The 21,719-nt window shown below is 73.8% G+C and carries 24 protein-coding genes; 12 read left to right on the forward strand and 12 right to left on the reverse strand.

Features of this window, described 5'->3' with window-relative positions:
- The 3 genes from KBX37_RS19330 to KBX37_RS19340 form a co-directional block, all read right to left on the reverse strand.
- On the reverse strand, window positions 1-1,167 hold a 1,167-nt coding region (locus KBX37_RS19330; RefSeq protein WP_210777379.1), incomplete at its 3' end, for a helicase-related protein.
- A gap of 24 nt (window positions 1,168-1,191) precedes the next feature.
- Window positions 1,192-1,392, reverse strand: coding sequence for a DUF397 domain-containing protein (locus KBX37_RS19335; protein WP_210777345.1), 201 nt, complete (start codon window positions 1,390-1,392; stop codon window positions 1,192-1,194).
- Between the two features lie 40 nt (window positions 1,393-1,432).
- On the reverse strand, window positions 1,433-2,275 hold the full coding sequence (locus KBX37_RS19340; RefSeq protein WP_210777346.1) for a helix-turn-helix transcriptional regulator: 843 nt from the start codon (window positions 2,273-2,275) through the stop codon (window positions 1,433-1,435).
- Window positions 2,276-2,419: 144 nt separating this feature from the next.
- On the opposite strand from KBX37_RS19340, the gene KBX37_RS19345 reads away from it, so the two are divergent.
- Genes KBX37_RS19345 through KBX37_RS19355 form a run of 3 tightly spaced genes read left to right on the forward strand, consistent with a single transcriptional unit; the run spans window position 2,420 to window position 5,211 of the window.
- Entirely contained in the window at window positions 2,420-3,046 is a 627-nt protein-coding gene (locus tag KBX37_RS19345; RefSeq protein WP_210777380.1) for a GPP34 family phosphoprotein, read from the forward strand.
- A gap of 51 nt (window positions 3,047-3,097) precedes the next feature.
- On the forward strand, window positions 3,098-4,621 hold the full coding sequence (locus KBX37_RS19350) for an APC family permease (protein WP_210777347.1): 1,524 nt from the start codon (window positions 3,098-3,100) through the stop codon (window positions 4,619-4,621).
- Entirely contained in the window at window positions 4,618-5,211 is a 594-nt protein-coding gene (locus KBX37_RS19355; protein ID WP_210777348.1) for a GNAT family N-acetyltransferase, read from the forward strand. The genes KBX37_RS19350 and KBX37_RS19355 overlap by 4 nt, the downstream gene beginning before the upstream one ends.
- A gap of 164 nt (window positions 5,212-5,375) precedes the next feature.
- On the opposite strand, the gene KBX37_RS19360 is transcribed toward KBX37_RS19355, so the two are convergent.
- Window positions 5,376-6,200, reverse strand: a complete 825-nt coding sequence (locus tag KBX37_RS19360; protein WP_210777349.1) for a SigB/SigF/SigG family RNA polymerase sigma factor — start codon at window positions 6,198-6,200, stop codon at window positions 5,376-5,378.
- 378 nt (window positions 6,201-6,578) lie between these two features.
- On the opposite strand from KBX37_RS19360, the gene KBX37_RS19365 reads away from it, so the two are divergent.
- The gene (locus KBX37_RS19365; RefSeq protein WP_307849128.1) at window positions 6,579-7,355 is read left to right on the forward strand and encodes a hypothetical protein; all 777 of its coding nucleotides are present in this window, start codon (window positions 6,579-6,581) and stop codon (window positions 7,353-7,355) included.
- On the opposite strand, the gene KBX37_RS19370 is transcribed toward KBX37_RS19365, so the two are convergent.
- Entirely contained in the window at window positions 7,284-8,873 is a 1,590-nt protein-coding gene (locus KBX37_RS19370; RefSeq protein WP_210777381.1) for a phospholipase D-like domain-containing protein, read from the reverse strand. The genes KBX37_RS19365 and KBX37_RS19370 overlap by 72 nt on opposite strands.
- A gap of 136 nt (window positions 8,874-9,009) precedes the next feature.
- On the opposite strand from KBX37_RS19370, the gene KBX37_RS35250 reads away from it, so the two are divergent.
- Entirely contained in the window at window positions 9,010-9,138 is a 129-nt protein-coding gene (locus KBX37_RS35250; RefSeq protein ID WP_256440313.1) for a hypothetical protein, read from the forward strand.
- Window positions 9,139-9,185: 47 nt separating this feature from the next.
- Here KBX37_RS35250 and KBX37_RS19375 read toward each other — a convergent pair whose 3' ends face one another.
- Window positions 9,186-10,172: a pirin family protein gene (locus KBX37_RS19375; RefSeq protein WP_210777350.1), complete on the reverse strand. Its 987-nt coding sequence runs from the start codon at window positions 10,170-10,172 to the stop codon at window positions 9,186-9,188.
- 10 nt (window positions 10,173-10,182) lie between these two features.
- On the reverse strand, window positions 10,183-10,635 hold the full coding sequence (locus tag KBX37_RS19380; RefSeq protein WP_247658476.1) for a MarR family winged helix-turn-helix transcriptional regulator: 453 nt from the start codon (window positions 10,633-10,635) through the stop codon (window positions 10,183-10,185).
- A gap of 187 nt (window positions 10,636-10,822) precedes the next feature.
- Here KBX37_RS19380 and KBX37_RS19385 point away from each other — a divergent pair, with 187 nt between their 5' ends.
- Together KBX37_RS19385 and KBX37_RS19390 are read left to right on the forward strand one after the other, a co-directional pair.
- The gene (locus KBX37_RS19385; protein WP_210777352.1) at window positions 10,823-11,350 is read left to right on the forward strand and encodes a GNAT family N-acetyltransferase; all 528 of its coding nucleotides are present in this window, start codon (window positions 10,823-10,825) and stop codon (window positions 11,348-11,350) included.
- A gap of 26 nt (window positions 11,351-11,376) precedes the next feature.
- Window positions 11,377-11,967 (forward strand): DUF1684 domain-containing protein, encoded by a 591-nt coding sequence (locus tag KBX37_RS19390; RefSeq protein WP_210777353.1) that lies wholly within the window; start codon window positions 11,377-11,379, stop codon window positions 11,965-11,967.
- A gap of 52 nt (window positions 11,968-12,019) precedes the next feature.
- On the opposite strand, the gene KBX37_RS19395 is transcribed toward KBX37_RS19390, so the two are convergent.
- The gene (locus tag KBX37_RS19395; protein ID WP_210777354.1) at window positions 12,020-12,607 is read right to left on the reverse strand and encodes a general stress protein; all 588 of its coding nucleotides are present in this window, start codon (window positions 12,605-12,607) and stop codon (window positions 12,020-12,022) included.
- Window positions 12,608-12,715: 108 nt separating this feature from the next.
- Between KBX37_RS19395 and KBX37_RS19400 the strand changes: the two genes are divergently transcribed.
- The 3 genes from KBX37_RS19400 to KBX37_RS19410 are packed head-to-tail and all read left to right on the forward strand — an operon-like array spanning window position 12,716 to window position 15,887.
- Entirely contained in the window at window positions 12,716-14,563 is a 1,848-nt protein-coding gene (locus KBX37_RS19400) for a glycoside hydrolase family 15 protein (RefSeq protein ID WP_210777355.1), read from the forward strand.
- Entirely contained in the window at window positions 14,563-15,342 is a 780-nt protein-coding gene (locus tag KBX37_RS19405) for a glucose 1-dehydrogenase (protein WP_210777356.1), read from the forward strand. Before KBX37_RS19400 ends, KBX37_RS19405 begins: the two co-directional genes overlap by 1 nt.
- Before the next feature lie 44 nt (window positions 15,343-15,386).
- Window positions 15,387-15,887 (forward strand): metallophosphoesterase, encoded by a 501-nt coding sequence (locus KBX37_RS19410; RefSeq protein WP_210777357.1) that lies wholly within the window; start codon window positions 15,387-15,389, stop codon window positions 15,885-15,887.
- Window positions 15,888-15,890: 3 nt separating this feature from the next.
- Here KBX37_RS19410 and KBX37_RS19415 read toward each other — a convergent pair whose 3' ends face one another.
- On the reverse strand, window positions 15,891-16,106 hold the full coding sequence (locus KBX37_RS19415; protein WP_210777358.1) for a DUF3072 domain-containing protein: 216 nt from the start codon (window positions 16,104-16,106) through the stop codon (window positions 15,891-15,893).
- Window positions 16,107-16,206: 100 nt separating this feature from the next.
- Between KBX37_RS19415 and KBX37_RS19420 the strand changes: the two genes are divergently transcribed.
- Window positions 16,207-17,154 (forward strand): NAD(P)/FAD-dependent oxidoreductase, encoded by a 948-nt coding sequence (locus KBX37_RS19420; protein ID WP_210777382.1) that lies wholly within the window; start codon window positions 16,207-16,209, stop codon window positions 17,152-17,154.
- Window positions 17,155-17,242: 88 nt separating this feature from the next.
- Window positions 17,243-18,247, forward strand: coding sequence for an anti-sigma factor RsbA family regulatory protein (locus tag KBX37_RS19425; protein ID WP_210777359.1), 1,005 nt, complete (start codon window positions 17,243-17,245; stop codon window positions 18,245-18,247).
- Here KBX37_RS19425 and KBX37_RS19430 read toward each other — a convergent pair.
- From KBX37_RS19430 to tnpB, 3 genes are all read right to left on the reverse strand, one after another.
- A complete protein-coding gene (locus KBX37_RS19430) occupies window positions 18,206-19,492 on the reverse strand; it encodes a sodium:proton antiporter (RefSeq protein WP_210777360.1) in 1,287 nt (428 codons plus the stop codon). The genes KBX37_RS19425 and KBX37_RS19430 overlap by 42 nt on opposite strands.
- Before the next feature lie 68 nt (window positions 19,493-19,560).
- Window positions 19,561-20,274, reverse strand: coding sequence for an HAD family hydrolase (locus tag KBX37_RS19435; protein WP_210777361.1), 714 nt, complete (start codon window positions 20,272-20,274; stop codon window positions 19,561-19,563).
- Window positions 20,271-21,677 (reverse strand): IS607 family element RNA-guided endonuclease TnpB, encoded by a 1,407-nt coding sequence (tnpB, locus tag KBX37_RS19440; protein ID WP_247658485.1) that lies wholly within the window; start codon window positions 21,675-21,677, stop codon window positions 20,271-20,273. The genes KBX37_RS19435 and tnpB overlap by 4 nt, the downstream gene beginning before the upstream one ends.
- Window positions 21,678-21,719: the final 42 nt, after the last annotated feature.

Genomic DNA, 21,719 nt, shown 5'->3' on the forward strand with positions numbered 1-21,719 from the left:
GGCCAGCCCCGTGCCGTCCGGGCTTCCCCAGGCCGCCAGTTCCAGGGCGAAGCCGGTCAGGTCGGCGGTGGCGATCTCCGGCTCCGGCTGCGCCGCCAGCCGCTCGTGGGTGGCCGCCGACCAGCATCGGTAGACGTGGCCGGGTGCCTCCCGCCCGGCCCGGCCGGCGCGTTGCGTGGCGGCGGCCCGGGAGACCGGGACGGTGACCAGGGCGCCCAGGCCGCGGGACAGGTCGGTGCGGGCCACCCGGCTCAGCCCCGCGTCCACCACCACCCGGACGCCGGGCACGGTGAGGCTGCTCTCGGCCACCGAGGTGGCCAGCACCACCCGGCGGCGGTCGGCCGGCCGCAGCGCCGCGTCCTGCGCGGCGCCGGGCAGCCGCCCGTGCAGCGGCAGGACGGCCACCCGGTCGGCCAGGTCCGCCAGCCGCCGGGCGACGCCGGCGATCTCGCCGGCCCCCGGCAGGAAGACCAGCAGGTCCCCCTCGCGCTCGTGCAGCGCCCGCCGGACGGTGGCCGCCACGTGGTCGAGCAGGGCCGGGTCTACCCGACCGGCGCCGGGTGGGGTCACCGGCCGGGGTGGGGGCGCCCAGATCCGGGTGACCGGGTGCAGCGCCGCCTCGGCCCGGACCACCGGGACCGGCCGGTCCGTGCCGAGCAGCGCGGCGAACCGGTCCGCCTCCGGCGTCGCCGACATCGCCAGCAGCCACAGGTCCGGGCGCAGGGCGGCCCGGGAGTCCACCGCGAAGGCCAGCGCCAGGTCCGCGTCGAGCTGCCGCTCGTGGACCTCGTCGAGCAGCACCGCGCCGACCCCGGGCAGCTCCGGGTCGTGGTGCAGCCGGCGGACCAGCAGGCCGGTGGTGACCACCTCGATCCGGGTGCCGGGGCCGACCCGGCGCTCCCCGCGCACCGCGTACCCCACCCGTCCGCCGACCCGTTCGCCGAGCAGGTCGGCCATCCGGCGGGCCGCCGCGCGGGCGGCCACCCGACGCGGCTGGGCCACCACCACCCGGCCCTCGACCCGGTCGGCCACCGCGAGGGGCGCGAGCGTGGTCTTGCCGGTGCCGGGCGGCGCCACCAGCACCGCGCCGCCGGCCTCGGCCAGCGCCTCGACCAGCGCCGGCAGGACCGGACTGACCGGCAGTCTCAGGGGTACGTCGGAGAGCACGGTGCCCACTGTGGCACCCGGCGGTCAGCCGGGGCGCACCGCGTCGACGCCGGTGACGAAGGCGGCCCAGGTCGCGGACGAGAAGACCAGCGCCGGCCCGCCCCGGTCCTTGCTGTCGCGGACGGCGACCCGACCGTCGACGGTGGCGACCTCCACGCAGTTTCCGTTGCCACTGCTGCGCGTGCTGGTGCGCCAGTCCGCCCGGGTCAGGTCGAGCGCGGTCATCCCCGTACCTCTCGTCTTCTGCGGGCGTGCCGCGATGCGGTCACGCAAAGTTACGAGAAGCGGCCTCCAGGCGGGCTACGGAGTCCGCCGGATCCAGTGCCATGCGGCACAGCTCCTCGTGCACAAGGCTATACCCGCGCACGTGACCGGCATCCTCCAGAGCCAGCCCCATCGTGAGATTGTCCAGGTAGACCACGGAGGCGTCGGCGGCGTCGGCGAACTGCAGGATGACGTACGGGGTGCTCATCGCCGGATGCGCCCCGGCCAGGAATGGAAGTACGTAAATAGTCACGTTCGGTGATTGTGCGATCCGGGCCATGTGGGTCAGCTGCTCGGCCATCACCGCCGCCCCGCCGACCGGGCGCAGCAGCACCGCCTCGTTGAGCACCACGGAGAGCTGGACCGGGGACTCCCGGCGCAGCACCTCCTGCCGGCGCAGTCGAGCGGCCACCTTGCGCTCCAGCCCCTCCTCGCCCGCGGTGCGCCGGTAGATCTCCCGCGCGTACGCCTCGGTCTGGAGCAGGCCGGGCACCGACTCCGCCTCGTACGTGCGCAGCGTCGCCGCCTCGGCCTCCAGTCCGACGTAGAACTCGAACCATTCCGGCAGGACGTCGCTGTAGTTCTGCCACCAGCCGCGCTGCTGCGCCCCGCGGGCGATCTCGATCAGCGCCTCCGCGTCCGCGCCGGTGACCGCGTACAGCGCCAGGGCGGCGCGAACGTCGCGCGGCTTGATGCCGATCTGGGCGTTCTCGATCCGGGACAGGTTGCTCTTGGACATGTCGAGCTGGCGGGCAGCGACGTCGAGCGTCATGCCGGCGCGCTCGCGCAGTTGGCGGAGTTCGCGGGCGATCCGGCGGCGGCGGACGGTGGGGCTGGCGGTCACCCTCTGAGTCTGGCACGGCAAGATCCGCAGGTCGCGCCAGCACGGAGTGCAACCATCGAATCCGGGAGTTGCAATGGTCGCAGGGTGCGGGCATCCTGTCACCCGGCGTCGATCACTTGTGGACAACCCGCGTTGGAGGCTCGTTTGCTCATCGCCGACGAGTTCTTCCTCATCGCCCACAACGACAGCCGGGGCAATGCGAAACTGCACCCGGCCGCGACCGGGCTGGGGCTCGCCGGCGCCCTCCTCGGCGAACTGATCCTGTTCGGACAGATCACCGTCTCGGGCGGGCTCGTCACGGTGCTGGACCGGCGCCCACCGCCGGACGCCCTGGCGCACACCGTGCTGGACCAGTTGATCGGCGAGTCGCAGCACCAGTCGGTGCGTACCTGGCTGAGCTTCCTGGCCCAGACGGCGACCACGTCGGTGGGGGAGCGGCTGGCCCGCGCCGGGGTGCTGCGCCGGCAGGAGAGCCGGCGGTTGCTGCGTACCAGCGTCAGCTACGTCCCGATCGACCTCAACGTGGTGGCGTGGCCGGCCACCCGGCTGCGCGCCCTGCTGGAACGGCCGGATCCCCCTGGAGTGCCGGACGCCGTCCTGCTCGGCCTGGTCTGCGCCGCCGGGCTGAGCCGGGAGGTGCTCTGGAGCGCCGGACCCCGGGCGCACCACCGGCTCGGCGTGCTCATCCCCGCCCTGCCCGCCCCACTGCGGGAACTCGTCGCGCACACCGAGGCCGCGGTCGGCGCGGCCGTGCTGCGCGGCGTCCCCTGAGCTGCGCCACCACCATCCCCCTCATCCCCCCTCGAACCGGAGCCGCCCCCCATGTCTCCCACGTCGACGCTGGAACGCCCCAGCAACGTCTCCGACGCCCTGGCCCGTGGCCGGTTGGGCGTCCCCTCGGTCATCTTCTTCGTCCTCTCCGCCGCCGCGCCGTTCACGGTGGTCGCCGGGGTGGTCACCACCGGGTACGCGGTCACCGGCGTGACCGGCATCCCGCTGGCCTTCCTGGCGGTCGCGGCGGTGCTCGTGCTCTTCTCCGTCGGCTACGTGGCGATGGCCCGCCGGGTCGCCAACGCCGGTGCGTTCTACGCGTACATCTCCCGCGGACTGGGCCGGCCGGCCGGCGTCGGCGCGGCCTGGGTGGCGCTGATCGCGTACAACGCCCTGCAGGTCGGGCTCTACGGCACCATCGGCATCGCCGCCGAGCCGGTGCTCGACCGGCTCTTCGGCGGCCATCCGCAGTGGTGGGTGGTGGCCCTGGTCGCCTGGGGCCTGGTCGCCGTGCTGGGCCTGCTGCGGGTCGACATCAACGGGCTGGTGCTGGCGGTGCTGCTCGTCACCGAGATCGCGGTGATCGTCGGCTACGACCTCGCCCAGCTCACCCACCCGGCCGGCGGGGAGGTCAGCGTCGCCGCGCTGTCGCCGGAGAACCTTTTCGTGCCGGGCGCCGGGGCGGTGCTCGTGCTCGCCATCACCGGCTTCGTCGGGTTCGAGTCCTCGGTGGTCTTCAGCGAGGAGAGCAAGGACCCGCGCCGGACGGTGCCGATGGCCACCTACCTCTCGGTCGCGATCATCGCGGCGCTCTACGCCCTGTCGTCCTGGACGATGACGGTCGCCACCGGGCCGGACCGGATCGCCGAGCGGGCCGGCGAGGACAGCGTCCTGCTCATCTTCAACCTGGCCGGCGAGCACCTCGGCGACACCGCGGTGCTGATCGGCCAGGCGCTCTTCGTGACCTCGGTGCTGGCCGCGATGATCTCGTTCCACAACACCACCGCCCGGTACGCCTTCGCGCTCGGCCGGGAGCGGGTGCTGCCCGCCGCCTTCGGGCAGACCTCGCCGCGCACCGGGTCGCCCCGGGTGGCGTCGCTCGCGCAGAGCGTCCTCGGGCTGGTGGTGATCGTGCTCTACGCGGTGAACGGCTGGGACCCGGTGCTGAAGCTGTTCTACTGGGCCGGCACCGGCGGTGGCTTCGGCGTGCTGCTGCTGATCGCGGCGACCTCGGTCGCGGTGATCTCGTTCTTCGCCCGGCAGGGGGTGCGGGAGACCCTCTGGCGGCGGGCGATCGCCCCGGGCCTGGCGGCGGTCGCGCTGGCCGTGATCATCGTGGTGGCGCTGGACAACTTCGCCAACGCGCTCGGCGTCGCGCCGGACTCCCCGCTGCGCTGGGCGGTCCCGGCGGTCTACCCGCTCGCCGCGCTGCTCGGCGTGCTCTGGGGCCTGTTCCTGCGGCGCAGCCGCCCCGACGTGTACGCCCGGATCGGTCTGGGCGCGGAGAGCGCCGCGGTGGCCGTGCGGCCGGAGCCGGGCCAGCCGACGCCGGCCGGGGCGGGGGTGCGGCGGTGACCGGGCTGACCGTCGAGCGGCTCGGGCCGGCGGAGACCCGGGCGGTCGCCGAGCGGATCGCCGGCGCGTTCCACGACCTGCCGGCGACGCGGTGGCTGGTGCCGGACGCCGCGAAGCGGGAGGCCGTGCTGGCGGACAACTTCGAGATCCTGGTCGACCACGCGATGCGGCACGGCCTGGTCCACGCCACCGCCGACCGGTCCGGCGTCGCGGTCTGGTTCCCGCAGTCCGGCGACCCGGCGCCGCCACCGGCCGACTACGACGAGCGGCTGGCCGCGGCCTGCGGCGAGTGGACCGAGCGGTTCCAGCACCTCGACACGCTGTTCGAGGCGCACCACCCGCACGACGACCATCACCACCTGGCGTTCCTGGCGGTGGCACCGCAGCGGCAGGGGCGGGGCGTCGGCACCGCCCTGCTGCGGCACCAGCACGCGGCGCTGGACGCGGCGGGCGTGCCGGCGTACCTGGAGGCGAGCAGCGAGCGCAGCCGCGACCTGTACGCCCGGCACGGCTACCGGCTTGGCGAGCCGTTCCGGCTGCCCGACGGCTCCCCGTTCTACCCGATGTGGCGGGAGCCGGGCAGCCACTGAGCGCGGTACCCGAAGGCCGGCGCCGGCGATCAGCGGCGTCGGCCGTCGCGGTGCCCGACGCGTGCGCGGTGTGGGCACGGAAAGGCCCGGTCGGCGAACCGCCGACCGGGCCCGAAGGACGCGACGGTGACCGGGTCCGCCGACCCGGCCGCCGTCAGCGCACCCTAGTAGGTTCCGTCGAGCTGACCCCGCAGCTTGGTCAGCGCCCGGGCCAGCAGCCGCGAGACGTGCATCTGCGAGACGCCGATCTGCTCGGCGATCTGCGACTGGGTCAGGTTGCCGTAGAAGCGCAGGGTGAGGATCTTCTGCTCGCGCTCGTCGAGCGTGGCGAGCGCCGGGCCGAGGGCCACCCGCAGCTCGGCCAGCTCGAACTCGCTGTCCTCGCCGCCGAGCATGTCGCCCAGCTCGGTCGCCCGGTCGCCGTCGCCGGTCGGGGTGGACAGCGAGACCGCGTTGTACGCGCGGGCGCCCTCCAGGCCTTCCAGGACCTCTTCCTCGGTGAGCTTGAGGTGGGCGGCGATGTCGGCGACCGTCGGCGAGCGGCCGAGGGTCTGCAGCAGCGAGCTGTTGGCGTCGGAGATGGCCAGCCGCAGTTCCTGGAGGCGGCGGGGCACCCGGATGTCCCACGTGCGGTCGCGGAAGTGCCGCTTGAGCTCACCGATGATGGTCGGGATGGCGTAGCCGGCGAAGTCGACGCCGCGGGAGGGGTCGAACTTGTCGATCGCCTTGATGAGGCCGACGGCGGCGGTCTGCGCCAGGTCGTCGGTGGGTTCGCCGCGACCGCTGTAGCGGTGGGCGAGGTGGTTGGCGAGCGGCAGCCAGGCCTCGATCGCCCGGTCCCGCATCGCGGCGCGGGACGGATGGTTGGCGGGCAGCGCGGCCATCGCGTTGAGCAGGTCGGCGGCGCTGTCGGTGAGCGCGCGCGGGTCCAGCTTCTCGGTGGTCGGCGCGGCGGTGGCCGACTGCTCAGTGGTCGCTGGCGCGGTCATGGGTGGTCCTCCCTGCACCTCGTCCGCGGACAAAAAGACGTGACGCTTTGGTTTAGCTTCAGGTGGTCCGTTCGGGACTCACCTTAGCCTGATCGGCTTGACGAAATCTAGCCGAAAGGACGATGTACTTAAGTAATTTCGAGACATGAAAGGGGTGTAACGGGCATAAACTCGCGAGTTTGTGATCACCGTTACCGGGTCGCTCGACCGATGGCGGTGTCCGACGGGCACCCGTTCGTCCCGTCCGGTCGGCTGCCCCAGCCCGACCGACCGGTCAATCGTGAAACCGACATGGCGGACGAGTGTCGGCTTTCCGTCGTTGTCCCGTTGACAGGACCGCACGTAGCGTCGGCCTACACCCATCGGTACGGAGGCGTCGTGCTGGACCCCGCGGATCCGCAACTCGTCGTCGACAGTCGCACGCTGCACTTCAGCTGGCTGCCGGCGGATCCGGACGCCGTCGCCGCGCTCGTGCCGTCCGGCCTGCGGCCGCGCCGGGACCGGCAGGTCTTCATGAACCAGTACGTGGTGGAGGACGACTCCCAGACCTCCGGCTTCGGCGCCTACTCGCTGACCTACCTCGGGGTGGCCCTGGACGGGGTGAACGCCCCCGGCGGGGTGACGCCGGGCGGCTGGTGGACGCACTACGTCACCTCCAGCCCGCTGGTGCGGGAGTACGCGGCCGCCCGCGGCGCTCCCGCGGTGTTCGGCCGGACCACGATCGACGTGCGGGGCGAGGCGCTGGTCGCCGAGACCGTGGCCGACGGGTCACCGCTGATCCGGGCGCGGGCGCGGGTAGGTGAGACCGGGCACGTGATCCACTCCGGGCACCACCGCTACTTCACCCGCTGCGCCGGGCAGCTGGTCAGCTCCGTCTACCCGTTCATCTCCGAGACGGTCGACCCGTTCGAGATCGAGTCGGTGGAGTTCCTGGAGCCCGGGCACCCGGTCTACGCGCTGCGCCCGGAGAACCCGCTGCTGATCACCTGGGGCTTCTACGCCCCGCGCACCGCGTTCGCGTACCCGGGTGGGCTGACCCCGTACCCCGGGCAGCAGGCGCGGGCGGAGGCGCGTGGCGACGCCTCACCAGGTGCCGGCGCGCCGGGCCCGCAGCGGTCTGCCGTCCGGGTCGTAGACCAGCCGGTACGCCGGTAGCGCCCAGAGCCGGGTCAGCCACGGCAGCCGTTCCGGCCGGTGCGGGCGCAGCCGGCCCGGTGGCCGAGGGCCCTGCCGGCCGCCGTCGTACCACCGCTGGAGGGCGTCGGCCGCCGAGGTGATCGCCTTCACCGCCGCTTCCGGGTCCAGCAGGTCGGCGTCCTCGCCGCCGTCCGGGTCGCGGTCGAGGTGCTCGCGCCACAGCCGCAGCCGCAGCTCCCGGGCGAAGACCCGGGCGCCGTCGCCCTCGCCGGTCGGATCGGTGGGCGCCCGCTCGTCGCGGGTGTCGTCGAGCACCGCGCAGGACAGCTCGCTGTCGTGCGTCCAGGACCGGCGGTTGAAGTTGTCGCTGCCCACGCTCGCCCAGACGTCGTCGACCACGCAGACCTTCGCGTGCACGTAGACCGGCTCGCCCTCGCGGTTCTCCAGGTCGAACACGTGCACCCGGTCCGGGGCGGCCTTGTCGCAGAGCGAGAGCGCCTGCTCGCGGCCCACCATGTTCGGTGGCAGGGCCAGCCGGCCGTCCACGTCCGGGTAGCGGGGCACCACCGCCACCAGGTGCAGGTCGGGATTGTCCCGCAGCGCGTCGGCGAACAGCTCGGCCACCTCGGTGGACCACAGGTACTGGTCCTCCAGGTAGATCAGCCGGCGGGCCCGGCGTACCGCCTTGGTGTAGCCGCGGGCCACGGTGCGCTCGCCGTCCGGCGCGAAGGAGTAGCGGGGGCGGACCGCCGGGTAGGTGCGCAGCACCTGGATCCGGTGCGGGCCGCAGGGCGGCGGGTCGGCCGGTTGCTCGGGCAGCGGATCGGGGCTGAGGTCGGCGCCGCGCAGCCGGTCGCGCAGGTAGGCCAGCGGGTTCTCCGAGTCCAGCGGCATCGGGTCCGTCCAGCGCTCCCGGAACGTGGTGTCCAGCGCGCCGACCACCGGGCCGCGGACGGCGAGCTGCACGTCGTGCCAGGGCGGGTGCGGACCGTACCGGGGGGACATCCGCACGGCCTGCGGGTCGCCCCGGTGCGCCGCGTCGTCGCGCCGGCTGTGGCACAGGTCGATGCCGCCGGCGAAGGCGATGTCGCGCTCCGGGGCGCCGGGGTGTCGCAGTACCACCAGCTTCTGGTGGTGCGAGCCGCCCCGCCGGACCCGCTGGTCGAGCAGCACCTCGCCGCCGGCCGCGCAGATCGCCTCGCTGAGGGTCCGGTTCTCCGTCTCGCTGTAGGAGAGGGCGTCGAGGTGGGAGCGCCAGATCAGCCCCTTGACCACGACACCCCGCTGGGCGGCCTGGGCGAAGAGCTGGGCCACGGTCGGGCCGTCCGGGCGCATCCGCTGGTCCGGGTCGCCGCGCCAGTCGGTGAAGAACAGGTGGTCACCGGCGCGCAGCGCCGCCACCTCGTCGACCAGCCGGTCGAAGTACGCCACACCGTGAATCAACGGCTCGGCGAGGTTTCCCGCCGTCCAGACGGGTAACACCGAGACCGGGTTGGCGCGTTCGTCAGCGGTCAGGAACCAATCCTGGGTCGCCACGTTCCAGCCCCCCGAGGTCGTCGACAACGTCCTCACGGTAGGTGTCCTGCCGCCGGTACGCACGCCGGGCCTGCTCCGCGTGCCCTGGTGGTGGCACCTGTCGGACCCGAGACGCGCACACCGAGGAGGCCACAGCATGCCCGCCGAGACGACGAACCCCGTGTCCGAGTACCGCCCTCAGGCGGTGGAGAGTGAACGGGGTGCGCTGTTGGCGGTGTTGCTCATGGTGATCCTCGGGGTCGCCGGAATCTTCGCCGTCTCCTGAGACCGACGCCAGGGCGCCCCGGTGGACCGGGGCGCCCTGGCGTGCGATCAGGGCCGCTTGCCCTGGCCGCCGGTGTGCGGCAGCCGCTTGGCGGGGACGACCCCGAGCCGGCCGGCCTGGAAGTCCTCGAAGGCCCGGACCAGTTCGGCGCGGGTGTTCATGACGAACGGCCCGTGGTGCGCCACCGGCTCCCGGATCGGCCGGCCACCCATGATGAAGAGGTCCAGCGCCGGGGTGTTGGCGTCCTGCCGGGCGTCGGCGGTGACCCGCAGCGCGTCGCCCGGGCCGTGCACGGCCAGCTGGCCGGTGCGCACCGGCCGCCGCTCGGTGCCGACGGTGCCGCGGCCGCCCAGCACGTAGACCAGCGCGTTGAAGTTCGGCCGCCAGGGCAGGCTCAGCTCGGCGCCGGGCTGGAGCGTCACGTGCGCGATGGTGATCGGGGTGTGGGTCGAGCCCGGGCCCCGGTGCCCGGCCACCTCGCCGGCGATCACCCGGATCAGCGCCCCGCCGTCCGGCGTGGTGAGCAGCGCCGCCTCCCGGCCACGGATGTCCTGGTAGCGCGGCGGCTTCATCTTCGCCACCTTGGGCAGGTTGACCCAGAGCTGGAGGCCGTGGAAGAGGCCACCGCTCATCACCAGGTGCTCCGGCGGCGCCTCGATGTGCAGCAGGCCACGGCCGGCGGTCATCCACTGGGTGTCGCCGTTGGTGATGGTGCCGCCACCACCCTGCGAGTCCTGGTGGTCCATGATTCCGTCGATCATGTAGGTCACGGTCTCGAAGCCGCGGTGCGGGTGCCACGAGGTGCCCTTCGGCTCGCCCGGGGCGTAGTCCACCTCACCCATCTGGTCCAGGTGGATGAACGGGTCCAGCTCGGTCATCGGCACCCCGGCGAAGGCCCGGCGCACCGGGAAGCCCTCGCCCTCGTAGCCGCGCGGCGCGGTGATCAGGCGGCGCACCGGACGGAAGTTGGTGCTCTCGTCGAGCCGCGGCAGGCGGGGCAGGACGAGGACGTCGTCGACGGTGATGGCGGGCATCGCGAACTCCTTAGTCGCTCAGGGTGGACGACGCGTCGCGGTCGGCGCGCAGGCGCCGGCCGAGTCGTTCGAAGACCCGGGTCAGGGTGGCGACCTCGGCGTCGTCGAGGTCGTCCATCAGGTGCCGGCGGACCGAGGCCAGATGCCCCGGTGCGGCCTCGCGCAGGGCGAGCAGCCCGGCGGCGGTCAGCACCGCCTCGCTGCCCCGGCGGTCCTGCGGGCAGGACTCCCGGGCGACCAGGCCGCGCCGCTGCATGGACGTGATCTGGTAGGTCAGCCGGCTGGGAGAGAAGACCAGGCGGTCGGCCAGCTCGCCCATCCGCAGCCGCTGTCCCGGCGCCTCGGCGAGCAGGACCAGCACGTGGTAGTCGGCGAAGCTCAGGCCGCGGTCGGCGCGCAGGTCGTCCTCCAGCTGGGTGAACAGCCGCTGGCTCGCCTCGATGTACGCGCGCCAGCCGGCCATCCGCGCGCTGTCCAGACCCTCCGTCACGGCTACGACTGTAGCACTCCTTCAAATTTAAACAAGCCCGCTTTGAGCTGCCGAGAGCGGGTGGAGGGGAGGGCGAGCGACTGGGTAATTCTGCTTTGAAGGAACGCGATCGGCGGAAAGCGCGGGCGGGCCGGCGGCACACCGTGCCACACTCCGGCCCGTGGATCCCGTCGAGCTGACCGCCCCCGGCCTGCTGCTGCGCGCCTGGCGGGCGTGGGACGCTCCCGCCGTGCTCGCGGCGCTGCGGGAACCCGAGGTCGAGCGGTGGAACCCGCAGGGCGTACGGGACGAGGCGGCGGCGCGCGAGTGGCTGCGTCGGCGCGCGGACCCGACGGCCGTGGACCGGCTCTCCCTGGCGGTGACCGACGCGACCGACGGCACCCTGCTCGGCGGGGCCTCGCTCTTCCAGATCCACGACGGCAACGCCTCGATCGGCTACTGGACGGCCGCCGCCGCGCGGGGCCGGGGAGTGGCCTCCCGGGCCGTCACCGCGCTCGGCGGGTGGGCCTTCGCCCACCTGGGGGTGCACCGCATCGAGCTCTGTCACGCGGTCGCCAACCCGGCCTCCTGCCGGGTCGCCGCGCGGGCCGGGTACCCGATCGAGGGCACCATGCGCGACTCCCACCGGTACGGCGACGGCCGCCGCCACGACGAGCACCTGCACGCCCGGCTGGCCACCGACCCTTGACCCCGGGGCCCGGCTAGGCTCGGCGGGTGGACGATCTCGAGCTGCTCGACTGGCGGGAGCGGGTGGCCCGGCTCTACCTCTCCGACCTCGACCTGGCCGGCTTCCGGACGGCCCGCGACGAGCTGTTCGCGGGGCACCCGCAGAGTCCGGTGCCCGCCGCCGACCGGGCGGCCTTCACCGGGCTGGGCTGGTTCCCGCCGAACCCGGACGCCGTCGTGGAGGCGCCGCTGCGCCCCGCCTCGGGCACCGAGAGCATCGACACCGGCGGCCCGGACGGCGTGGTGACCTACCGGCGGGTGGCGGTGGCGCAGACCCCGTGGGGCCCGCTGACCCTGTGGTGGATCGAGGCGTACGGGGGCGGGCTGTTCGTGCCGCTGCGCGACGGCACCAGCGGCCGGGAGAGCTACGGCGGCGGCCGGTACCTGACCGACACCGTCAAGGGCACGTACGGCCGGGGGCTCACCGTGCTGCCCGGCGGGCGGGTACGCCTGGACGCCAACTACCTCTACAACCCCAGCTGTGCCTACGACGACCGGTGGGCCTGCCCGCTCGCCCCGCCGGAGAACCGGGTCGACGTACCGATCCGGGCCGGTGAGCTGGCGTACCACCGGGCCTGACCCACGCCGCGACGCCCCGGCGCGCGGTGCGCCGGGGCGTCGGGGTACGTGCTCAGCGGGCCGTCGCGCCGGTCGGGGTGAGGTGCATCCGTCCCAGCAGCTGACGTGCCTGGTCGGCGAGGTTCGCGTCAACGGTGACCGCGTACTGGCCGGCGCGCAGCGAACTGGCCGAGGTGAAGTCGCGCTGGCCGCCGGACATGGCGTGCGCGACCGCACCGAAGACGGCACCCCAGATCGCGCCGATGACCAGCCCGACCAGGATCACCGCCAGCCAGTTGCCGACCGTGAAGATGCCGAACAGCAGGCCGATGAAGAGCCCGAACCAGGCTCCGGTGCCCGCGCCGAGCAACGCGGCCCGCCCGGTCGTCAACCGGCCGAGCACGGTCTCCACCAGGGTCAGGTTCGTCCCCACGATCGCGGTGTGTTCCACCGGGAACCGGTTGTCGGCCAGATAATCCACCACCCGCTGTGCGGACGGATAGTCCGGGTACGAGCCGATCGTCACGGTGGGCGGCCCGGTCTGCGGGCCGTGCCCGTCACCGCCGGGCGCGGCCGGCCGGCCGGCCGGACCGGACGGGAGGTTCTCGCCGCCCGGCATCCCGGGACGCCAGGCCGCGGTCGGGTTCGAGGGTCTGGTCATCGCTGCCTCCTTCGTCGGCCACCCGTCTTCCCGACGGTCCCCAGCGGTAACGCCCAACCGCCGCCGACGTCGAGGAATGCTGCTTCGCCGGCCCGGGTAGGCACCGGCGTGCAGAGCGGACGGATCAGTGAGCACGGGTTCCTGGCCGACGGCAGCAGCGCCGTGCTGGTGGATCGTGCCGGCTCGGTGAACTGGTGGTGCCCCGCCCGGTTCGACGCGCCGTCGGCGTTCGGGCGGCTGCTCGACGACCGGGCGGGGCACTGGTCGATCCGGCCCGCGGGCGGGTACACCAGCGAACGCTCCTACCTGGACGACACGCTGGTGCTGCGTACCGTCTTCACCACCGCGACCGGCGCGGTGGCCGTCACCGACGCCCTGGCGCTGGAGCCGGGGGCGCGTGGGCACGACATCGGCCGGCGCTCCCCGCGGGTGCTCGCCCGGGTGGTCGAGGGACTCGTCGGCGAGGTGCCAATGCTGGTGGACTACCAGCCCCGGTTCGAGTACGGGATGGTCAGTGCCTACCTGACGAACTCCGATGGAATGATCGACGCGGCCGGCGGCGGCTGCCGACTGCGACTGCGCGCCGACGTCGCGCTGGACTGCGGGGAGGACGGGGCCACCGGCCGGATCACCGTCCGCGCCGGGGAGACCTACCGCTTCACCCTCGGGCACGCCCCGGCCTACGGCGGCGCGCAGCCGGCCACGCCCGACGCCGACCAGGTGGTGGCCGACGCCGTCGCCGGCTGGCGGTCCTGGGCGGCGCTGCACGACGACTACCAGGGCCGCTACCGCGACGCGGTGCGGCGCAGCGCGATGGTGGTGCAGGGCATGACCTACGGGCCCAGCGGAGCGGTGGTGGCTGCGGCGACCACGTCGCTGCCCGAGCAGCTGGGCGGTGACCGCAACTACGACTACCGCTTCGTCTGGGTACGCGACTTCAGCCTCACCCTCCAGGCGCTCTGGCTGGCGGCCTGCCCGGACGAGGCGAACCGGCAGTTCTCCTGGGTGGGCCAGGCGATGGGCCGGATCGGCGACGAGCCGGTGCCGATCATGTACGGCGTCGACGGCGGACGGGACCTCACCGAGCACGCCCTCGGCAACCTCTCCGGCTACGACGGCAGCCGACCGGTCCTGGTCGGCAACGACGCCTGGCGGCAGCGGCAGAACGACGTGCTGGGCGAGGTCCTCGACGCGGCCTGGCTGATGCGGTACTACCTGGACCCGATGTCGCCGGACGTCCGCCACCTGCTGCGCGCGCTGGCCGACCGGGCGGTGTCGGACTGGCGGCGGCCGGACGCCGGGATGTGGGAGGCGCGCGACGCGGAGCGGCACTACGTCTCGTCCAAGGTGCAGTGCTGGACGGCGCTGGACCGGGCGGTCCGTTTCGGCTCCCGGCTGGGCGGCCCGGCGGACGTGGCCCGCTGGGCGGCGGCCCGCGACGAGGTGCGGGCGGCGGTGCTGACGCGCGGCTGGAACGAGCGGCTCGGCGCCTTCACCGGGGCTTTCGACTCCGACCAGCTGGATGCCTCGGTGCTGCTCATGCCGCTGGTGGACTTCCTGCCGGCGGACGATCCGCGAATGCGCTCCACGGTGGACGTGGTGGAGCGGCGGCTGTCCCGCGACGGCCTGCTGCGCCGCTGGGACGACGACCCCGCGGGCTTCGTCATCTGCTCGTTCTGGCTGGTCGGCTGCCTGGCCAAGGCGGGGGAGCGGGACCGGGCGGGCCGGGTGTTCGAACAGCTCGCCGCCCGGGTGAACGACCTCGGGCTGTACGCCGAGCAGATCGACCAGGCGACCGGGGAACACCTCGGCAACTTCCCGCAGGCGTTCTCGCACATCGGCCTGATCAACGCGGCGGGTCATCTCACCGCCGCCGACGAGCGGGCCCGCAGCGCCACCGAAGGCGACCGACAGCCCGTGCCGGCCGGTACGGGACCCAGGGAGGGAACACGCTGATGACCGGACGACTGGCGGGCAGGACCGCGCTGATCACCGGCTCGGACTCGGGGATCGGGCAGGCCACGGCGATCGAGTTCGGCCGGGAGGGCGCCGACGTGGTGGTGCACTACCTGCACGACCACGCCGGGGCCAACCACACCAGGGCCGAGGTGGAGAAGGCCGGCCAGCGGGCCGTGGTGGTGCAGGGCGACATCAGCGTCGAGCACCAGGTCGAGGCGATGTTCGACGAGGCCCTCGCCGAGTTCGGCACCCTGGACGTCCTGATGAACAACGCCGGCGTGGACGCCTCCGGCATCCCCGTCGCCGACCTGGACACCGAGACCTGGGACCGGGCCATCCGGATCAACGTCTACGGGACGTTCTTCTGCTCCCGCCGGTTTGTGCGGCACCGCCGCGACCAGGGCGGACACGGGAAGATCATCAACATCACCTCGATCCACCAGGAGGTCGCCCGGGCCGGCGGCGCGGACTACGACACCAGCAAGGGCGCGATGTTGGAGTTCGCCAAGAGCCTCGCCCTGGAGGTGGCGCCGATGCGGATGAACGTCAACAACATCGGACCTGGGATGGTGCTCACCCCGTTCAACCAGCGGGCCATCGACGATCCGCAGTACCTGGAGGAACAGGTGCAGTCCATCCCGTGGAAGCGGGCCGCCCAGCCCGGCGAGATCGCCAAGCTGGCCGTCTTCCTCGCCAGCGCCGACGCCGACTACGTCACCGGGTCGACGTACTTCATGGACGGCGGCCTGATGCAGAACCAGGGCCAGGGCGCCTGAGCGCGCCGGGCGCCCACCCCCGCCGGCTGGCGGAGAATGGCGGGATGCGCCTGGTCATTATCGCCGACACCCACGTACCGAAGCGGGCGCGTGACCTGCCCGCGCCCGTGTGGTCGGCGGTGGAGGCCGCCGACGTGGTGGTGCACGCCGGTGACTGGGTCGACGTAGCGCTGCTCGACGCGATGAGCGCCCGGGCCCGCCGGCTCGTCGGCGTGTACGGCAACAACGACGGCCCGGAGCTGCGGGCCCGCCTGCCCGAGGTGGCCCGGGTCGAGCTGGACGGCCTGCGGGTGGCGGTGGTGCACGAGACCGGGCCGAAGACCCGGCGGGAGGAGCGCTGCGCGGCCCGCTTCCCCGACCGTGACCTGCTGATCTTCGGCCACTCGCACATCCCGTGGGACAGCGTCGCCCCGGGCGGGCTGCGGCTGCTCAACCCCGGCTCGCCCACCGACCGGCGGTCCCAGCCGTACGCCACCTACCTGACGGCGCGGGTGGCGGCGGGGCGGCTCGACGAGGTCGAGCTGCACCGCCTGCCCCCGCGCTGAGGGTCACCGGCCCCGGCCGGTCTCCTCCTGCAACTCGTCGATCCGCCGGGACGCCTCGGCCTTGGTCAGGTCGTCCGGCACCTCCTCGCCGGCCTCCCGGGCCAGCGTGTGCAGGTACGACTCCTGGGCGGCGGTCGGCGGCTCCTCGCCGGTCACCCACTCGTCCGGGTCCTTGATCGCGCCCCGCGGATCGGGCTGCTGCCTGTTGCGGTCGGCCATGATGTCCACCTCTCTTCGAACAGGTGTACCCCTACCCACGGTGTCGGTCCTTCATGCCGCCCGCCGCCGACGCACATACGATCACCCGGTGGACTCGGGCGTGATCGTGGTGGGAGCCGGCATCGCCGGCGTGGCGTGCGCGACGGAGCTGGTCCGGGCGGGCGTTGACGTGCAGGTCCGGGAACGGGGCCGGGTGGCGGGCGGGCGGCTGGCCAGCCGCCGCTTCGACGGCCGCCCCGCCGACACCGGCGCCGCGTACCTCACCGTCGACGACCCCGACTTCGCTGAGGTCGTGCGGGGCTGGCGGGCCGCCGGGCTGGTCCGGGAGTGGACCGACACCTTCGTCGCGTACGGCCCGGACGGCCGGCGCGAGGTGGCCGGTCCGACCCGCTGGGCCGCCCCGCGCGGCCTGCGCTCGCTGGTCGAGGAGCTGGCCCGGGACCTGCCGGTGAGCGTGGACCGGCTGGTCATGACGGTGCGGCCGGGCCCGACGGTGGACGGAGCCGGGTGCGCCGCGGTGGCGCTGTGCATGCCTGGCCCGCAGGCGGCGCTGCTGCTCGACCCGGAGCTGGCCGACGCGACGCGTGCCGCTCTTCAGCAGCGCTGGTCGCCGACGCTCAGCGCGGTGCTGCGCTTCCCGAGCCGCCGCTGGCCCGACTTCCGGGGCGCCTTCGTCAACGACCACCCGCTGCTCGCGCTGGTCTGCGACGACGGCGACCGGCGCGGCGACGGCGCCCCGGTGCTCGTCGCGCACACCACGCCGGAGTTCGCCGCCGGCCACCTGGCCCAGCCCAGCGCCGCCGGGCCGGCCGTCGAGGAGGCGGTCCGCGACCTGCTCGGGCTGCCCGAGCCGGCCGAGCTGGTGCACGTGCACCGCTGGACGTACGCCCGCCCGACCGCCGCCGGGGACGGGACGTACCACCTCGACAACGACGGGGTCGGGCTGGCCGGCGACGCGTTCGGCCGGCCCCGGGTGCAGAGCGCCTGGCGCTCCGGGCGGGACCTGGGGCGCGCCCTGGCCGAGCGGGTGCTCGCCGTGCGTCGCTGACCGGTACCGGTGCGCGCACCGGCCGCCGGCGGGGGGCGTATCGTCGCCTCGGGGGAGGTGTGCGCGACGTGGACGGGGATTCCGGACGGTGGGGGACGGCGTGACCGGCCGGGGCCTGCGGCACGACGCGCTGCTCTACGCCGACGACCACGACTACCTCGACGCTATCACCGCCTTCGTGGCGGCCGGCCGGGCCGCCGACGAGCCGGTCCTGGTCGCCGTCCCCGCGTACCGGCTCGGCCAGGTCGGGACCGCTCTCGGCGCGTTCGCCGGGGTGACCCTCGCCGACATGAGCGCCATGGGGCGCAACCCGGCGGCGATCATCCCCACCGCCCTGCGCGACTTCGTGCACCGGTTCCCCGGCCGCCGGCTGCGGATCGTGGGGGAGTCGCTCTGGCCGGGCCGGCGGCCGGCGGCGTACCGGCACTGCGTCGAGCACGAAGCCATGATCAATCTGGCGCTCCCGGCGTACCCGGTGAGCGTGCTCTGCCTCTTCGACCGCTCCCGGCTGCCCGCCGACGCCCTCGCCGACGTGGGGCGGACCCACCCCGTCGTGCGCAGCGGGGCGGTGGCCCGGCCCAGCGCCGGCTACCAGCAGCCCGAGAGGGTGCTGGCCGGCTGCGCCGAGGCGCTGCCCCCGGCCCCGGCCGACGCGGCGACGCTGCGGGTCGAGGCGGCCGGCCTGGCCGCGCTGCGGGCCGCCGTCGCCGCCACCGCCGTCGCCGCCGGACTGCCCGCCGACCGCGTCGACGACCTGCGGATCGCCGTCACCGAACTGGCCGCCAACGCGATCACCCATGCCGGCGGGCCCGGCACGGCCCGCTGGTGGGTGGCGGCGCCGGACGAGCTGGTCTGCGAGATCAGCAGCCACGGCACGCTGACCGACCCGCTCGCCGGCCGGATCCCGGCCCCGGCGTCGGCCGAGCGGGGACGCGGGCTGCTGCTCGTGCAGCAGCTCTGCGACCTGGTCGACATCCGCACGGTGGGCGGTGGCACCCTCGTCCGGGTGCACCTGGAGCTGCCGGCGCCGGCCACGGTGCCCGCCCCGCGGTCAGCCCCGGACGCCGCCGAGTGCGGGCTCGCCCCGCTCTGACGGCTCCTTCGTGCGCTCGCCCGCCCGGTCGAGCAGCTGCATGACCGGGGTCGCGGCGATCCCGTGCACCACCACGGACACCACCACCACCAGCCCGACGGTCGCCCAGATCAGGTCGGCCTGGGGGAAGTCGGTCTTGCTGGTGGCGTACGCCAGGTAGTAGAACGACCCGACGCCACGGATGCCGAACAGCGAGATCACCCAGTGCTCGGCCGGTCGGCCGGGGGCGCCGCGCAGCGACAGCCAGGCCACCAGCGGCCGGACCACGAAGAGCAGGGCCAGTCCGACCGCCGCCGCCGGCCAGGTCAGCGGGGCCAGCAGGCCGTCGATCACCGCGCCGCCGAAGAGCAGCAGCAACAGCACCGTCAGCAGCCGCTCGACCTGCTCGGCGAAGTCGTGCAGCACCGAGTGGAACTCGTGGGTACGCTCGGCCGCCCGGATCGCCCGCGCGGCCACGAAGACGGCCAGGAAGCCGTACCCGCCGATCACCTCCACCAGCCCGTACGCCAGGAAGGTGGCGGCCAGGGCGAGGAAGCCCTCGGCGTGCCGGGCCAGCCGCAGCTCGCTGGGGGCGCGGAAGAACAGCTTGCCGAGCAGCCAGCCGACGAGCAGCCCGCCGCCGACGCCGACGACGAGCTTGTAGAGCACGTCGACGGTGAACCAGTCGGCGAGCCAGTCCGCCGGCGCGAGGCTGGTGGTGGCGATGGCGATGGCGGCGTACACGAACGGGAAGGCCAGCCCGTCGTTCAGGCCGGCCTCCGAGGTGAGGGCGAAGCGGACCTCGTCCTCGGAGTCCTCCACGTCGGTGGGCTCGCCCACCTGCACGTCGGCGGCGAGCACCGGGTCGGTCGGGGCCAGCGCCGCCCCCAGCAGCAGCGCGGCGGCCGGCACCAGGCCGGCCCACCACCAGCCGAGCAGCGTCACCGCCGCGATGCACACCGGCATCGCGATCGCCAGCAGCCGCCAGGTGGACGACCACCGCCGCCAGCTCAACGGCCGGTCGATCTTGAGGCCGGCGCCCATCAGGGCGACGATCACCCCGATCTCGGTCAGGTGGGTGGTCAGCTCCGGATGGGCCAGCGGGTCCGGCGAGGGCAGCCCGGTGGGCAGCAGGAAGACCAGCATGCCCAGCCCGAGGAACGCGATCGGCATGGACAGCGGGCGGCGCTCCAGCACCCGGGGCAGGATCCCGGCCAGCAGGGCGCCCACGCCCACCAGCGCGAACGCGACATCGACCGGTTCCACGGCACCACCTCTCGCACCTCGCCCGCGCCCGCGCGCGAGGTGGGGACTGTGCCCCGTGCTCCGGGGGGCTAAGCCTCGGTGTCCGGCTTGTCCCGCGGTGACGTCCGCCTCGCTGTGACGAGGGGGGAGTCGGCCAACGCGGCCAGCAGCGCCGCCGGGTCGTCGTAGACGGCGACCGCGCCGGCCCCGGCCAGCTCACCCCGGCTGGTGCCGCCGCAGGTCAACCCGACGCAGGGGATGTCGAGCCTGGCGGCGGCGGCGACGTCCCAGACCGAGTCGCCGACGAAGACCACCCGCCGGGCGTCCAGACCGGCCTGCTCCAGGGCGGCCACCAGGATGTCCGGCGCCGGCTTGCTCTGCTGGGCGTCGGCCGACGAGGTGACGGTGTCGACGGCGTCGTCGGCGTCCAGCGCGGCGCGCAACGCCCCGACCTCGTGCTCGGCGGCGGAGGTCGCGAGCACCACCCGCAGCCCCCGGGCGGCGCAGGCGCGCACCAGCTCCGCCGCGCCGGGCAGCGGGGCGAGGCGCTCCCAGTACTCGGCGAAGAGGCTGTCGTGCGCGTCGCGCAGCTTGCCGTCGGCCGCCCGGTCCCGTTCCGGGCCGAGCAGGTGGTCCAGGAGCTTGTCCGAGCCCATCCCGATGGACCGGTGGATCAGCGACATCGGCACCCGGTGCTCGGCCTGTCGCAGCGCCTCCCACCAGCTCACGGTGTGCAGGTAGGTGGTGTCGACCAGCGTGCCGTCGACGTCGAAGAGGACGCCGGAGGGACTCTCTGCGCTCATGGGCGTCCTCCTACCGTTACCGTTCCGTGGGCTTTGCTGAGTACACGGTTGGTAGTCCCGCCTTGCGGTGGGACGGTCCCGGTCTGACCCGCTTTCGCGGTGCCGGGTAGACGCTTCGCAGCCACCAGCCCCGCAAGCAGGGTCTTACGGTCGGCTCCACGTCCGTTTGACGACTCCCGGCCACTCCGGGCGTCGGCAACCTCGCGCGCCAGGGCGGTGAGGTTGAGCGCGGCGTTCAAGTCTCGGTCGAGGATGAGGCCGCAGGCGGTGCAGGCGTAGGTTCGCTCGGACAGGGCCAGCTTGGTTTTCACCGCGCCGCAGCCCGAACACGTCTTGGAGGATGGATACCAGCGGTCGGCAGTAACCAGCCGACCTCCATTCCATTCGGTCTTGTAGGCGAGCTGCCGTCGCAGTTCGCCGAAGCCGGCATCGGCGATGTGCCGGGCCAGAAGGCGGTTGCGCAGCATCCCGGCGACGTTGAGGTCTTCGACAACGACGGTGCCGTGCTCCCGTGTCAGTCGGGTGGTGAGCTGGTGCAGGCCGTTACGCCGCAGGTTTGCCACGCGGGCGTTAGTACGGGCGAGCGCATCCTGGGCACGTACCCACCGCTTTGATCCTGCTCGGTGCACCCGTCGGTCGGGGGTTACGCAGCGGGTCACCGCGCGGGCGAGGCGCCGCATCCGCCGCGACGCGGCCACGAGGTGGTGCGGGTTGGGGATCTGCTCGCCGGTGGACAGCACCGCGAGGTGCTTCACGCCGAGGTCTACGCCGACTACCGAGCCAGCCCGGGCGGGGATGCAGGTGGCACGCTGCATGTCGCAGGTCAACGACACGAACCAGCGCCTGCCCTCGCGTCGCAGCGTCGCGGACAGGATCCGCGCGCTGCCTGCCTCCACCCGCCGAGCCAGCTTACGAGCCGACTCGTGCAAGCGCAGCGCACCCAGCCGGGGAAGGGTGATATGCCGCCGGTCAGCCTCGACGCGGATTACGCCGGTGGTAAACCGAACAGTCGGCGCACTGCGGCGGCGGGACTTGAACCGGGGAAAGCCAACGAGGCGCCCCTTGCGCGCGCCCTTACGTGAGTCGCCCCAGTTCTTCAACGCTCGAGCCAGGGCGTCGAGTCCGGTGTTGAACGCCTCCTTGGAGCATTCCCGCCACCACGGCGCAACCTCATCCTTGCTGGCGTTCCACGCCTTGCGCAGGGCTGGCAGCGTCCACCCGATCGCCGGGGTGAGCAGTTCATCGGGCACGCCGTAGGAGCGTTCGGCGGCGCGCTGGTCCATCACCGCTTTCACCCGGGCGAGGGCCCAATTGTGCGCCACCCGGGCCGCCCCGGCGTGCGCCAGCACCGCGCGTTCCTGCCGTGGAGTCAGGTCGAGCGCGTAGCGGTACGCCTGCATCATTTTCACGTCGGCTCGCGCCGCAGCCGAGGCGGTCAAGGTCGT

It is taken from the genome of Micromonospora sp. U56, from assembly GCF_018070095.1.
GTDB classification, from domain to species: Bacteria; Actinomycetota; Actinomycetes; order Mycobacteriales; family Micromonosporaceae; genus Micromonospora; species Micromonospora purpureochromogenes.